Annotated in this window: 9 protein-coding genes; 4 read left to right on the top strand and 5 right to left on the bottom strand. The window is 35.3% G+C overall.

All coding sequences use genetic code 11. The features are described 5' to 3' along the window. Positions 1 to 9: 9 nt before the first annotated feature. Positions 10 to 729 carry a response regulator transcription factor gene (locus IPM51_10380; protein MBK9284707.1) on the top strand — a complete coding sequence of 240 codons (720 nt, stop codon included), beginning with the start codon at positions 10 to 12 and terminating at the stop codon, positions 727 to 729. Between the two features lie 384 nt (positions 730 to 1,113). Here the strand turns inward: IPM51_10380 and IPM51_10375 are convergent, their stop codons facing one another. Continuing rightward, positions 1,114 to 1,419 (bottom strand): hypothetical protein, encoded by a 306-nt coding sequence (locus IPM51_10375; GenBank protein ID MBK9284706.1) that lies wholly within the window; start codon positions 1,417 to 1,419, stop codon positions 1,114 to 1,116. Between the two features lie 529 nt (positions 1,420 to 1,948). Here IPM51_10375 and IPM51_10370 point away from each other — a divergent pair. The 3 genes from IPM51_10370 to IPM51_10360 all read left to right on the top strand — a co-directional run bounded on the left by IPM51_10370 (position 1,949) and on the right by IPM51_10360 (position 6,916). Beyond that, entirely contained in the window at positions 1,949 to 2,107 is a 159-nt protein-coding gene (locus IPM51_10370) for a hypothetical protein (GenBank protein ID MBK9284705.1), read from the top strand. A gap of 80 nt (positions 2,108 to 2,187) precedes the next feature. Beyond that, a complete protein-coding gene (locus IPM51_10365) occupies positions 2,188 to 4,401 on the top strand; it encodes a cation:proton antiporter (protein MBK9284704.1) in 2,214 nt (737 codons plus the stop codon). A 163-nt stretch (positions 4,402 to 4,564) separates the two neighbouring features. After that, positions 4,565 to 6,916 (top strand): MMPL family transporter, encoded by a 2,352-nt coding sequence (locus IPM51_10360; GenBank protein ID MBK9284703.1) that lies wholly within the window; start codon positions 4,565 to 4,567, stop codon positions 6,914 to 6,916. A 1,187-nt stretch (positions 6,917 to 8,103) separates the two neighbouring features. Here IPM51_10360 and IPM51_10355 read toward each other — a convergent pair. The 4 genes from IPM51_10355 to IPM51_10340 all read right to left on the bottom strand — a co-directional run. Continuing rightward, on the bottom strand, positions 8,104 to 9,657 hold the full coding sequence (locus IPM51_10355; GenBank protein MBK9284702.1) for an AAA family ATPase: 1,554 nt from the start codon (positions 9,655 to 9,657) through the stop codon (positions 8,104 to 8,106). A 50-nt stretch (positions 9,658 to 9,707) separates the two neighbouring features. Next, positions 9,708 to 10,337 carry a hypothetical protein gene (locus IPM51_10350; GenBank protein ID MBK9284701.1) on the bottom strand — a complete coding sequence of 210 codons (630 nt, stop codon included), beginning with the start codon at positions 10,335 to 10,337 and terminating at the stop codon, positions 9,708 to 9,710. Positions 10,338 to 10,339: 2 nt separating this feature from the next. Continuing rightward, positions 10,340 to 12,415, bottom strand: a complete 2,076-nt coding sequence (locus IPM51_10345; GenBank protein ID MBK9284700.1) for a hypothetical protein — start codon at positions 12,413 to 12,415, stop codon at positions 10,340 to 10,342. Next, a partial coding sequence (locus IPM51_10340; GenBank protein MBK9284699.1) for an AAA family ATPase occupies positions 12,415 to 15,144 on the bottom strand: 2,730 nt, incomplete at its 5' end. The genes IPM51_10340 and IPM51_10345, both read right to left, overlap by 1 nt.

Raw genomic sequence — 15,144 nt, 5'->3', positions numbered from 1 at the left:
AATAAATTAATGCGAGAACAAGCGAAGATACTATTAATAGATGATGAACCGGACATCCTGGTTTTTATGAAATTTAACCTGCAGAAAGAAGGTTATAAGGTTGAAACAGCCATCTCTGGAAAAGAGGGTGTTAGCCTTACATCGGAATTTAAGCCTGATCTTATTGTACTGGATGTTATGATGCCCGAAATGGATGGCTTCGAAACTTGTATGCAATTGCGCAAAAATAAAGAGCTTAACAATACATTCATTGTTTTTTTGACGGCAAGTGGGGAGGATAATTTACAGGTTAAAGGCTTCGAAGCCGGAGCTGACGACTACATTCATAAACCAATAAAAATAGCCTTATTTATTAAGAGAGTGCAGGCCCTGCTAAAAAGAAAAAATACAATTGACATTCAGCCGCGAGAGGTTTCAGTTGGGGGCGTTACGATTGACCATGAAAAGTATAGTGTAGCCGTTCACGGAAAGGAAATTTTCGTCACAAAAAAAGAGTATGAACTACTGACCTTGTTAATGTCCGAACCGGGTAAAATATTCTCGAGGCAGGCTATTCTGGTGAAATTATGGGGTGCCGAATTTTCCATTACCGACCGAACCATTGATGTTCACATAAGGAAGCTTCGCGAGAAGCTAGGTGAAAACCATATTAAAACCCTAAAAGGGGAAGGCTATACGTTCGATTATAACAACGAAATGACATTACCTTCAGCAGTTAATTTAGGATGAGATAATTACAATGCAATTGCTTGTTTTTTTGTTGGCTGCATCCCGGAGATTACACGATCAGCGTGAGCGCAGATGGTTTTGGAACGCAAACAAAAACCTGAGTGTAAAACAAAATGGGGTTATTGATACCGATTTAAAATGATCCCGATAGTTATCATAGCGCACTCCCGGAAACACTGTGGAAAGCAGTCTACCGCTAACAGCACATTTCTTGGAATAAAACTGCCAGCTAAAGAAAAGAAAAAGGCACCGAAGAAATTCTGAGATTTACTATCTCGATAATCGTAATTCACCCAACCTCAAAAAAATTATATCTTATAAGTTCGGTAAGACAAAATATAATTATGGGCAAATAACCCCGCAATTCTTGTAAATTTCACATATTTAAGACTTAATACCAAGAAATTTTTTGATGCCTAAAACTAAACGCGTAGAGAGTGGGAGATGATCTAAATCCTGAATTTTTACCACTTCATAATTGCCGCTTAAAACAAAATCGCCGTTAGCATTCTTTTCTAAAAGCTGACCGGACATTTTTTCTTCAGCAGGAATTTGATGAAATATTTTACCGTTTTTTGATAGGAGCCGTCTGATTTTAGAAACCTGATCAGATTCAAAAGCAATTAATCCAGCCGTAGGCATATATTGGTAGACTACATATTTATTTATGTCGATAATTATATTTAGCATAGCGGGTAAGCTAAGATAATAATTTTTCCGAAGTGATTTTAGTTATAACCTATACTTGTAAACCAATTTAAAATATAAGAATATTGAGGTAAGACCTAAGGCAATTCCGACAGCATTCGTTATTGTGACAAACATTCCAATAAACATTACCATCAAGCCGCTTAAAAACATTCTTTCGGAAAAGTACACTAACTCCATTAAATTCAGATTCTCTGTATTTCTGGAATATTTATACACCTCTTTATCTATGTGTAATTGTGCGACCAGCATCCATATTAAAGATATTTTAAGAGCTAAAAGCCCAACACTGTTTATAAGCGGGTGATCAAATTGATCTAAAGGCATAAAGATATAATATAACTCAGGAAAAAAAGTATAGATTAATGTCATTGCCGCAAACAACAATAATGTGATTTTATAAACTATGTTTATTCTTTTAAGGCGGGGATAATTGGCGGTTTTTTCAATGTCTTTATAAACGTCTGCCCTAGTAACTTTTCTGAACCACTTCCAGAAAAAAGTAATACAAATGAAAAGTATAATAAATGACGGTAAGAATATTTTAAGAACTTCTGATCCCATTTTGTTTTTGTTGCATAAATATACAGCTATTAAATGGAAAATAGTAGTAAAAGTAAACAATTCTAATACGCATGATCATACAGCAGTTAGTAATCATTCCATTTAAAATATTGGTTTCTCTTAGAATTATTTCCGCAGCATCGTTATTTAACTCATTTGCAATTTTTTAATTATCTTGCAGATTGCATGTTACACCTCCCAGACCTAATAATTGATCTTACGCTCATTCTTTGTTCAGCGGCAGTTGTCAGTCTGATTTTCAAGAAACTGAAGCAACCGGTTGTATTGGGCTATATCATTGCCGGCCTTTTGGTAGGTTCTAACTTTAAATTGTTCCCTACAGTAGCGGATCCAGAAAGCATCAGGACATGGGCTGATATTGGCGTCATATTTTTATTGTTTAGCCTTGGATTGGAATTCAGTTTTAAGAAATTGATAAAGGTCGGAGGGGTTGCGCTTGTTACAGCTTTGATTGAGGTAAGTTGTACAATGACTTTAGGTTATTTTGTTGGACTATGGTTAAATTGGAGTACTATGGATTGTCTTTTTCTTGGGGGAATCCTCGCTATTGCATCCACTACTATTATAATACGTGCCTTTGATGAGTTAAATGTAAAAACACAGAAATTTACCAATATAGTAATGGGTGTTTTAATTGTGGAAGATCTTGTTGCAGTTGTACTCATGGTTGTTCTGTCCACTGTGGCAGTGAGCAGAACGTTTGAAGGAACTGAAATGTTTTTGTCTGTTGCAAAACTTTCCTTCTTCCTTGTCTTATGGTTTGTTTCAGGGATATTCTTTTTACCGTCTTTATTAAAACGCATTCAGAAACTCGCCACCGAAGAAATGCTTCTTATTATTGCTTTGGCGCTTTGCTTTGCAATGGTATACCTTGCTACCGCTGCGGGTTTTTCACCGGCTTTAGGCGCTTTCATCATGGGATCAATTTTAGCTGAGACAACCAAGGCAGAGAAAATAGAACATCTTATTAAACCGGTACGAAATTTGTTTGCGGCTATCTTCTTTGTATCGGTGGGTATGTTGATCGATCCTAAAATGCTGTCTCAACATGCAATTCCTATTATTGTCGCTACGCTGATCCTTTTAATTGGAAAACCACTTTTTGTTACGATTGGAACATTAATAACGGGGCAACCTTTAAAAATTGCCGTGCAATCTGGAATGAGCCTTTCGCAGATCGGGGAATTTTCTTTTATTATTGCTACGTTAGGCTTATCGTTGAAAGTAACAAGCGATTTTTTATACCCCGTTGCGGTGGCCGTTTCTGTTGTTACCACGTTTACCACTCCTTTTATGATTCGTTTCTCTGAACCTGCTTACAAAATCATAAACAGGCTTGTTCCTGTAAAGTGGAAGGAAAGGATGGATGCGTACAGCACAGGTGCTTCGGAAGTAAAGGACGATACCGACTGGAAAATTCTTCTCCGGTTTTACTTAGTAAACGTTCTTGTCTTCTCAGTTGTTATTGTAACTGTTATATTATTAAGCACAAACTATCTTGCGCCACTATTAGCTGATTATGGTTTTGGAAAAATAATAATCGCTGTTATTTCATTAATCACTTTATCACCATTTTTATGGGCTTTGGCTTTTCGCAGGGCGAAATCTAAAGCATATGCAAATGTTTGGCTTAATCGTTTTGAGCGAGGCCCGCTGATTTTATTAATGCTCTCAAGGGTACTTCTTTCTATATTTTTTATCGGATTTTTACTCGATCGTTTATTTTCGACCTCGGTTGCGTTAATTGGAGCCGGTATCGCTTTTGTTATTATGATTGCAATTAGAAAGCAATTAAAAAACTTTTATGGTAAAATTGAACTTCGTTTTTTAAATAATTTAAACATAAGAGAAAATGAGAAAACGAAAAGAAACGCATTAGCTCCATGGGATACACATATATCAACAATCGAGTTAAACGCCAAGTCACCTTACATAGGTAAAACACTTGTTGAAGCAAAAATGCGTGAGGAGTTCGGAGTAAATATTGCCGCTATTGAACGAGGAGATATGGTGATTAATTTACCTGAGAGGCACGAGCGCTTATATCCTTTTGATGTTTTATCGGTAATTGGTACTGACGAACAACTTTCTAAATTTAAAGAGCATCTTGAGAACAGGTCAGGTGATGGCCAGTACCTTAAACCAAAAAAAGAAGTTACCCTTCAAAGTTTTATCATAGAAAATGGTTCCAGTCTAATTGGAAAAAGTATTCGTCAATCAGGTATTCGCGAACGCACTAAGGGTTTGGTTGTTGGTGTTGAACGCGCCAATAACAGGATATTGAACCCTGAATCGGATTTTGTGTTTAATATAAATGATAGGGTGTGGATTGTAGGTGATGAAAAAAGAATACGTGTTTTTTCAAACCGCCCATTTTGAAAAACTTCCACTTTTATCAATAGAAACTGCATTTTAATTGGACAAAAAAATTATAATAGATATATTTACTTTTTCACAATTAAAGTGATTTAGATTATGGGAACTGAAGTTCTGTTTTATTTTAATTTAGTGTTAGGACACACAGAAAGCTTGTAAAGAAATTATGTGGACAAAATTCGCGGGACTTTTATTAAGAAATAAGTTAGTTTTTACCTTAGTAATACTATTTTCAACTGCCTTTATGGGATATGAAGCCTTGAAAATGGAATTATCCTATGAGTTTGCTAAAATATTACCAAATGATGATCCTACATTTATCGAGTATCAGGATTTTAAGAAGCAATTTGGGGAAGATGGGAACGTGATGGTATTGGGTTTTGAAGACAAAAACTTTTTTACCCTAAATAAATTTAACGACTGGTATTTTCTAAGTAAGGCTATTAAAGTAATACAAGGCATAAAAGATGTCCTCTCGGTCCCTACTGCCTACAAGCTTACAAAAAACGATAGCCTTTCTAAGTTTGAATTTGTTCCGTTAATTACAAAGATACCACGATCACAGGCAGACATTGACACCCTTAAAATAGAGATTGATAAACTGAAATTTTATGAAGGAATAATTTATAATAAGGAAACGGGCGCCACATTAATGGCTATTACGTTTAATAAGACATCGCTTAATTCTAAGCGGAGGCTTGAAATTGTAAAGGAAATAAAAACACTCACAGATGCATTTGCCATTAAACATAAAGTCGAAATGCACTATTCAGGTATGCCATATATAAGGTCACAAATGATGGAGAAAATCTCATTTGAAATGACATTGTTTTTAATATTAGCGGTATTAATTACAGGACTTATACTTTGGTTGTTTTTCCGCTCAGGCGTAAATGTGTTTTTTAGTCTTATTATAGTTGCAATCGGTGTAATATGGTCAGTTGGAATATTACAGCTTTATGGATATAAAATTACAGTATTAACCGGGCTGTTGGCACCGCTTATAATGGTAATTGGTATTCCCAATTGTGTTTTCTTAATAAATAAGTACCAAAGCGAATTTATTTTACACCGTAATAAAATAAAAGCGCTTTCGAGAATGATTGAAACAATTGGCGTTACATTGTTTTTAGCAAATATTACTACCGCCATTGGATTTGGTGTGCTTTATTTTACAAAGAGTGCAATGCTTGTTGAATTTGGTGTTGTAGCCGCTCTTGGCGTATTAGCTACTTTTTTTATCACTTTAATTTTAGTTCCCGTTGTTTTATTTTTACTACCACCTCCAAAGGCAAAGCATACAAAACATTTGGAAGGAAAGAGAATTAATAAAATGCTCGCCATAGTTGATAATTTGGTGCAAAAAAAACGAGCGGCAATATATATTACAACTTTAGTTGTTACTATAATTGGTATAATAGGGATGCTTCAAATTAACTTTGTGGGTTACGTAGTAGATGATTTACCTAAAAAAGATCCGGTGTATACTGATTTGCACTTTTTTGAAAGGGCATTTAAAGGAGTTTTACCATTTGAAATTTCAATAGATACAAAAAAGGAGAATGGTATTTTTGCTCAGAATGCCAGAGTGTTGTACAAGATGAAAGCCCTTCAGGCTATATTTGCCGAATACAAAGAGTTTTCAAAACCAGTTTCGATAATTGAGGCTATTAAATTTTCGTATCAAACTTATAAAGGCGGAGACGTAAAGTTTTATAGATTACCAAGTATTACCGATTTAAAAACGCTATCGGAATATTCAGGTGGTTCGCTAACGGGGCAAAACAGTAAATTGAAATTATTTATTGACAGCGCAAAAAGTATCACAAGGATAAGTTTCCAGATGGCTGATGTTGGCTCGCAAAGAATAAAAGAATTGGTTGCAGAAATTAAACCGCAAGTAGACTCAATATTTGATCCAAAAGAATATAAAGTAAGTTTGACGGGGCATAGTTTGGTGTTTTTGAAAAGCAATGATTATTTGTTATACAATTTACTGGAAAGTTTAGCGATAGAAATAGTTTTAATTGCAATAGTAGGAATGGCTTTGTTTCGTTCTGTAAGAATTATTATACTTTCAAAATTACCTTGTTTAATTCCATTGATAATTACTGCTGGGGTAATGGGTTTTTTAGATATTCGATTTAAACCGTCGACCATTTTAATTTTTAGTATTGCATTTGGGATTTCATCCGATGGAACAATTTATTTTCTTACTAAGTATAGGCAGGAGTTGCGAAAAACAGGCGACGCTTTTAAGGCTATCAGTGAGTCAATAAAAGATACAGGCTTAAGTATGGTTTATACATCAATAATTTTATTTTTTGGGTTTTCTATTTTTTCTGTTTCAAGTTTTGGCGGTACTGCTGCATTGGGCATTCTTATATCTCTAACTCTCTTAATGTCCTTAATTACAAATTTGGTACTTTTACCTGCAATTCTGCTTTCAATCGCAAATAAGAAGCACAACAAAGAAATGATGAAGAAACCGATAGTTGAGTTGGAAGATGAAGATTAATTATTCTCGCTAAAATTAGTTGCTTGACCGTTAGGGATCGTCGCGTAAATCCTTTGCCTGCCTCCTGCAAAGATTGCAGCAGAGAGCCCGACCCGAAGGGAACGGCCAAATTTATTATCTTTGTATTATGACAGATGATGAACCAAACGAAGAAACATTGAACAGGTGGCATAACGATCCAGATAATTGGATATGGGGAATAATCTATCGGAATAAACACGATAAGCGAGTTTTAGTGCCGAAAAGGATACGATGGATGGGGATCACGTTAAATTTCGCGCACTCGGAAGCCTACTGGTGGATGGGTTTGATTTTGTTATTGCCTGTAATAATTTTGATTGTAACTTTCGTTTACAAATAAATTCTAATCATTTAAAATAAACTCAACTGCCTACCTGCCGGAGGCCGGGCTTTATGGCGCGAAGCGCACGCCCATTAATCGTGGCTTCGCCACACCATATTGTCTGTGCGGTGGGAGCGCAACCTTTTTGCAACCCGCCTTGATCTGCAATTAAAGACGGGCTTGGTTGTGGTTTTTTGCATAGCGACCAAACAGAAAAAATTCTCCGCCCCGCATGCAAGAAAACCACAACTTGCAAAGTGGTTGCGCTGAAGGGATAGCTGTACTACGGCTGTGTCAGCCGAAAAAGTGCGTTGGCTTGTGGGATAGCTGTCCTAATTGGCTTCAGCCAAAAGAGCGTCGGGAAGCAAAAAAATAAACCTCGGTTATTGTCCGCACAAATGGTTGTTTGGAACCTGTCCGGAAAAGCCGCCGGAAAAATTTCTTTGTCTACCGAAAAATTGTCTACGGAGAATTGTCCGCGCGCATTGAACATAACGGTTTGCAGCTTGGCGAAGTGGCGGAAATCGAAGCACAAATGTTCAGTTTTGCACAAAAGTTCAATCGAAGGACTGCTGTTGAATTTAGCACTGAACCCGCCATTTTGCCAAACTGCTGTTGGCGGTATGTGCTTTTTCGTCCGTGTCGTTTGGTCTGCAATAAATTTTGTCCATTGTCTTGTCAGTCGTGGGTTGTGTGGTCGGAAAAAAATTAAAACACCGAAGGGCAGGAAAAAAAATAAAGTTCTTTACAGCGTGGTGAAAAGCAAGCTCTTTTGCAAACTTTGGTCTGCGTGTCGGCTTTGTGCGGTTTGCAAATGTGCTTGCTTTTGTGCGTTGGCTTTTCATTAGTCAAAACTTCTGTTTAATTCTTTCTCTACTTTTGTTAACGGAACTTCATCTTCATTTTTCAAATCTTCCTTGTTTAGTTGTCCTGCTTGTTTCGCTCTGCTGTTCGCCCACTTGCGTAAAAACTCAATTTGGTCTTTCATTGTCTTGGAAAGCGGAACGGTGTCTTTGATTGCATTGAGCAAGTGAATGATTTGCAACTTAGGTTCGTTTGGATTTTCTGTATAAGCTGCAAACATTGCTTCTTTCACACATTCTTCAATTTCTGCACCATTAAACCCTTTTGATTCTTTCGCTAATTTGTCCAAGCCGAAATTGTCAGGTTTTTGATTGTTTTTTGTTAAGTGAATTGAGAAAATACTTTTTCTGTCTTCTTCCGAAGGAAGGTCAACGAAAAACATTTCGTCAAATCGTCCTTTGCGTAAAAGTTCAGGTGGAAGTTGTGAAATGTCGTTGGCAGTTGCTACAACAAAAACAGGTTGTGTTTTTTCTTGCATCCAAGTCAAAATGGTTGAAAAAATTCGTGATGTTGTTCCTCCGTCTGTTGCTCCACTACTTTGAACACCTGAAAGACCTTTTTCAATTTCGTCAATCCATAAAACGCAAGGTGCAACCGCTTCGGCTGTCGCTATGGCTCTGCGAATGTTGTTTTCACTACTTCCAACTTCGCCCTGAAATACTTTTCCAATGTCAAGTCGTAACAATGGCATATTCCACAAAGAAGCAATACATTTTGCGGTCAAACTTTTTCCGCAACCCGGGACACCCAAAAGCAAAAGCCCTTTTGGTTCTGCAAGTCCCCAAGTTTGGGCTTTAAAGTCAAATGCTTGTTTGCGTTTTTCTAACCAATCTTTCAGATTGTCCATTCCACCAACGCTTTTCAAACTTTCATTTACTTGAAAGTAATCAAGCAATCCGCTTTTTTTAATGATTTGTTCTTTCTCAAAAGCAACTGTTCTTGGTGAATTGATTCCAAAATCATCTCTAACTGCCGCAAGACAATAAGCTAAATCTGCTTCCATTACAGTCATTCCTAATGCTGCGTCAATCAATTTCTTTTTAAGGTCGTTGTCAATTTCTTTTTTTGCATTTTTAGAAACAGTATTTAAAACAACTTCCAAATCAACTCTGCCCGGCAAAGGCATTTCAAGAACTGTAATGTATTTTTCTAACTCAACAGGCAAATTCAAAACGGAAGAAACAATAATAATGTGCTTTCTGTAAAATCTTAATTTCTCGGCTAATTGACGTAATTGAATTTTGATATTTCTTTCAGAAATAAAATCGTGGAAATCTTCAAGAACATAAATTTCGTTGTCGTCTTTTTCTGTTTGTGTAGAAATATGTTTCAAAAGCTGTTCAGGTTCTTCAACGTTTTCAATAAGCGTAAGCCCGCCTTCATTCAAATTTCTTTTTCCTAAACCATCAACGCAATTCCATTCATAGAATTGAAAATTCTTGTTGAGATTTTTTGCTACGCCTCTCAACTTTTGTTTTGTTCTGTCATACTCAAAAGTAGTCAAGTATAAAATCGGGTAATATGCTTTCAGCATATCCTGAATTTGCCCGAATGTATCAGTATTGTTTTTTGTAATCTGTGCCATTATTTTTTAGTAATTGAAATTGTTTTTTTGTTTTCGCAAAATGTTTTGTGTTTATACTTCAAGGGAATTTCTTTTCCGTTAATTTCTCGCTTATTCCCGAAAATACTTTCCAAAGATTCCATTGCTTTGTCTGCCAATTCGTGAATGTCTTTGGGAATATAATCGCTGTCTGTTTTTACTGAACCGTCTTTCAAAATCGTAAATTTTATTTGTGAAATCGGTTCGGTTTCATCTTTCAGTTTACTACGTCCAACCATATAAAAACTCACTTTTTCATTTTCGTTCGCCTTGAATTTGTCATTGCTCTTAAAAGTCCAACCTTGCTTTTTAAATTCACGAATTATTGATTCTTCCGCATATTTCACGTTCAATTCGTAGAATGTGTTTTGCAATTCTTGCACTTTACCTTTTGCGTTCTGTAAATAGTAGGTGTTGTATGTAACCTTGTTGCCGACAATTTTCATTGCATATTCGCCCCTCAAATTTTCATTTGCACTTAATTGAAAAATCGTTAGCTCATTTCCTGTTACAGTATATTTCCACACCAACTTCTCACAAGCTGAAATAAGAATTTCCTGATTCATTACATCAGGATTTTTCAAAAATGTCGATGATTCAAAACAGGACATAATTATCTTTTCTTTTTGTTTTTATTCTTGTTGTGATGGTTTTGGTGGTTTTGCGGATTAAACACTTTCAAGCCACTTATCATATCCGTTACTTCTTTTCCTTTGCTTATTTGCAAGTCAAGAAAATCTACAAACTCGTCCCGAACTTTATCAAATTCATTTTGCAAACTTTTCTTTCTGTCTGGCGATAAAGGTTTTTGAGAAAGTTCAGCTACTTGCTTTTTATATCTTTCAATTTCCGATTCAAAAAAGATTCTTCGGTAATGATTTAGATTTTCAGTTTTTGTATTTTCAAGCAAACCTAACGCACTATCAAATTCTTTAACTCCAATTCCTTTGAATGGCGTTAGTTTCGTGTTTTCAACTTTTCTTAGTTTTTGTAGATAATCTCTGTCAATTTTTGCAGGTGGATTTTGGCAAAGTGTATTAAAATCGTCTATTGCTGAATTGATATATTTTAAGCCAAACTTTTTGAAAACTTCAAGATATTGTTCTTCCAATTCGCTATCCCAATCCATTCTCGTCATTTTTTCCTGACGGACATTTTTCATATTCTGATGAACGAAAAATGAAAGAATATTATAGCTACCTGAATAGTAACTGTTCTTTTTGTCTTTTCTGATTAGCCAAACGTTTTTGTAATGAAATGCTGGCAATTCGCAACAATAGAAATTCAGGTTCTTGTCTAATTCCGCAAGTAATTTCTTTGATTCTTCTTGAACCATTTCATCGCCTCCAAAACTTTCATTTTCGGAATAAGCAATGTAAACTCTACCGCCTTTACGCAAATATTCTTTGATAAACGGAACTCTGTTTTTGAAAGCAAAATCACGAACCCAAGGGCTTTGAATTAAAATTGTATCAGAAGTTGTGTCAAACAATTTTTTCAATTCAACTTCAAATTCCAAAGAGTTGAAATGTCTTTTGATTCCTTCAACTTCTTTTTCTATCTCTTTGATTTTGGTTGTATCTTGTTGGTTTATTGCTTCGTCAATTTCTTCCTGCTTGTGAATTAACACTTGCTCAATCTCAATTTGTTCTTTTTGTTTTTCTTCACTTGTAAATTCAATTTCATCATCAACTTTTACCAATCTTTCAAGTAATTCGGATTTTATTTTTTCTTGTTTGTCCAATGCTTCCGATAAAGCGTCAATCACTTTATTTTGCTTCTCGTCATAAACGATTGCCCGCATTGTATTATCTCTGAAATTCTCCAATAACACAACCCAAACTTTTGCTTTAAATGCTTCAACTCCTGTTGGGTTACATTCCTGCAATAAAAAATTCTTTTTAGGAAAATGAATTTCGGGCGCTTGCAATTCCGCTAATGGCTTTACTTCTTCAATGTTTTTTGGCAGAAAATCTGTATTGAATGTTGCTTGCTTTTCACTTTTTAGATTACTGAAAATTTCTTTTACTTTCTCTTTGGAAACGCCAATTTCGTCAATATAAAGGTCAAAATCTCTTGTAAATGTTGAGAATTTGACACCGTTTTTTGCATATTCAATACCAACATCTGTAAGCCACAAAATACTTTCATCTCCGTCAAGCATTTTATCTGCTTTCAAATCTTTGATTGCTTTTAAAAGAATATCGTTTTCGGCTGGGTCTTTTTGAATATCAAAGCCAAGAATGTTCCCGATTTTTTCAGCCGACATTTGCTCTGTTAAAAGCAAGTCGCAAAGCACTTCATCAAACAGATTAAAATCAACAGGCTGTGAACAAGTGCCTTTGAATTTTGCAATCGTATAATTCCAATCAAATTCAGTAAAACCAATAATTCTTTCAATTAGTTTTTTCTCTTTACTTGCAGATTCAATGATTTTTAATTCCAAAATTTGTTCTCCTAAACTTACATCATTGCTTTTCTCTTTCTTTTTAACGGTTTGTTTTTGTGATTCTTTGTTTCGTTCAAAAAGAAATGCAGGAAAATTATTCTCAATAAATTCAACTACTTCACTTGAAAATTCCTCATCAGGATTTTCATCACAATCATAACCATTGATACACAAAAAATCAGCTACATCTGAAATGTGGCTTTTAAAATCTCTTGCTATTTTAGATAATCGTTTCTTCACTATTTAATGAGATTTTGAATTTGTGCAATATCAATCCTGTGCATTTTTTGAATGGCTTGTTGGTATTCGGATTTATGCGAAAAGTGTTTTTCGTTTCCTACAACAATCAACAATCTTTTTGCTCTTGAAAAACCAACATTGATACGTTGCATTTCTCTTGCAAAACCTAGTGCGAAAGGATATTTATTATTGTCAATAGAAATTTTCTTTCCTCGTTCTTCTTTATATTGTTTATTGCTCCTTACTGTTGAAACGATAATTATATTTCTTTCCATACCCTGAAAACGGTCAACCGTGTTTATTCTAAGCGGAAGTTGAAATTCATTTTCAAATTTGTGTTGCTCAAAATTTCGCCATTCATTTTTTGAAAACTGCGGATACATTGCCTTTCTTATGCTTTGCATTTGTGGCATATAGTAAGTAATTATTCCGATTTCTTTGTCTTCGTCTTTTTTGAAATGCTTTTGATATTGTTCAAATCCTTCTGCTTTGGTTAATGCTCTCAAAACAGTTTGAATGGCTTGTATTTCGCCTTCATTTTCGTAAGATGTTCCAACTTTATCTTCTGGCGTTTCAACATTTACCCAAATTGCGTGGTGCTTTTGTTCAATGAAAGGAACGGAGGAAAGTCCGTGCCAACGACTTGCTTTTACATTGAAGTCAGGAATATTCATTTCGCCTTTAATACCACAAATCAAACCGTTTTCTAATTCTTCTTGGTCTGAATAGAATTGAGAAATACAATCCATAATTTGTCCGTGCATTCTGAATTGTGTGTCCAAACTTGCAACAAAGTTTTTCGGTGCGTTTTTGAATAGCTTTTCAAATTGCGAAACTTTGTAATCGTCTTTTGTCCAATCTTCAATAAGTTTTTTTGCTCCGACTGCTTCCAATGCTTCGCCAAATTCTTTTTCGTCAATCATTGGTGGCAACTGTTTGTGGTCGCCAATGATGACAACTTTTTTTCCCAACGTTAAAGGCAAAACTAATTCGGGCGGTGTAGCTTTACTCGCCTCGTCCATAATTACCAAATCAAATTCAGGTTCGCTTTTACTTTCCGAATTTTGGTTGAATGTCATTTGGTAAGTGTCGCCAAAATTACGACTGCCACACTCGCTACACGTTGCTGCAAATACGTTTACATATTCGTAGTAAGCGGTTGAAAAAGTTGATTTAATCAAAGCATCTTTTCCATCTAATCCTTTTTTCCATTTGGAAACTGCCTTTGCGTATTTCTCCTCTTTACTGCATTTCTCTTTTACATTTTCAATCCATTGGCAAACGGCATTGTCAGAATATTGTGTTTCTTCTCTTGAACCTGTTTTTGCCTGAATCCAACTTTTTATTCGGTCATTAGAATAAACCTTTCCTTCATCTTCAAACTTTTCAATGTTTCCAACACGAATAGGTCGCACTAATTTTTTTCCTTTAATGCGTTCCAAAGCATTATCAACGGCAAGGTTGGTTTGCGATGTAATCAACAATTTTGCTTTTGGCTCTCGTAAAAGTGTTTGCCAAATTATTTCAGCAATTACGGTTGTTTTGCCCGTTCCGGGCGGACCTTGTATGAGTGCCAAATCTTTTGCTAAAAGCGTTTTTGCAACGGCTTCAAGTTGTTTAGGTTGGTCTTTAAGTAAAGGTTCGTTCAAGTTTTGAACAACTTTTTGTTTTTCTTCTTCAAGGTCTGTTGATGATTGTCTTGCTTCATTTGGGTCAAACAAAAAGTTCGGCAAATTTTGATTGACAGGAAAACCGTTTCTTGTGTTTGGTTCGGTAACTTTTTTCATTGCCCGAATCATTCTGCCAATGTTTGTTAGTTCGCCTGGGAAAATAGGTTTGATAAAACCTTTTCGTAATTCGCTTAATTCAATGCGGTCTTCCAATCTGCCGTTTATGAGTTCATCAAAAGCGTCAGTTATTTTGAATTTTAACCTGTCCTTTTCTTTTCTAATTAACCGTCCTATTTGTATGCCTTCTTTGAAAACAGCTTCTTCTCCGAATTGTTCGATTTTTTCGCCTAATTGTTGTCTTTGTTCGGGTGTTAGATAAATGAAAGTAGCTTGGCTTATATTTCGTCTCACTTCTTTTTCCTTTTCAAGTTCAAGCGTTTCATTTTTGAAAAGTTCATAGGTTGTTCTTCCCAATAGATTTTCAAAAGAACAATTCAAAATATGACGATGTTCCGAACAAGCGGTGTTAACCGCTTGTTTGAATTTTTCTCTTTCATCGTCAGTTTTGAATTGATAAGAAAACAAAATTCTTGTGTGATTTTTTACAGCATCAAAGTCAACTGATTTGCCAATTTCTTTTCTGATTTCGTTTTGAATTTTGTTGATTATGCTTTGTCGTTTTGATTCAACGTCTGTGCTAAACAAAATTTGATATGTAGGATTAAATTCCTTTTTCTCAATTGTTGCTGTTGGAACTAAGTCCTTTATTCGTTTCAACTGACTTTCGTAGTCTGTTTTGTTGTCTGCTGAAATTTTAAGTGTAGAGTTTGCTAAAACAAATTCCGTTTTCCCTTGTAAATCTGTTTTTGTTTTGAAATTGCGAAGTGTTTCGGGGTTTACTTTTTCGTTTGCTTTGAAAAAGTATTGTGTTGGCAATCTGCGAAACGAAACACCTGAAAAGTTTTGTTGAAGCAATGACATTGCATTATCTACTTGCTCTTTGCTTGCGTTTTTGATTTGGTATGTATTTCCGACAAGTTCAATTCTATTAATTGGTTT

It is taken from the genome of Sphingobacteriaceae bacterium, assembly GCA_016715905.1.
Classification (GTDB): domain Bacteria; phylum Bacteroidota; class Bacteroidia; order B-17B0; family Aurantibacillaceae; genus Aurantibacillus.
The sequence above is the reverse complement of the archived record's forward strand: the minus strand, read 5'-3'. Positions and strand labels throughout refer to the sequence as shown.

What these genes read in the sequence shown, in the direction of transcription:
- IPM51_10350 (MBK9284701.1), bottom strand. Translation starts at nt 10,337, where the DNA reads ATGTCCTGTTTTGAATCATCGACATTTTTGAAAAATCCTGATGTAATG.
- IPM51_10380 (MBK9284707.1), top strand. Translation starts at nt 10, where the DNA reads ATGCGAGAACAAGCGAAGATACTATTAATAGATGATGAACCGGACATC.
- IPM51_10355 (MBK9284702.1), bottom strand. Translation starts at nt 9,657, where the DNA reads ATGCTGAAAGCATATTACCCGATTTTATACTTGACTACTTTTGAGTAT.
- IPM51_10360 (MBK9284703.1), top strand. Translation starts at nt 4,565, where the DNA reads ATGTGGACAAAATTCGCGGGACTTTTATTAAGAAATAAGTTAGTTTTT.
- IPM51_10370 (MBK9284705.1), top strand. Translation starts at nt 1,949, where the DNA reads ATGAAAAGTATAATAAATGACGGTAAGAATATTTTAAGAACTTCTGAT.
- IPM51_10375 (MBK9284706.1), bottom strand. Translation starts at nt 1,419, where the DNA reads ATGCTAAATATAATTATCGACATAAATAAATATGTAGTCTACCAATAT.
- IPM51_10365 (MBK9284704.1), top strand. Translation starts at nt 2,188, where the DNA reads ATGTTACACCTCCCAGACCTAATAATTGATCTTACGCTCATTCTTTGT.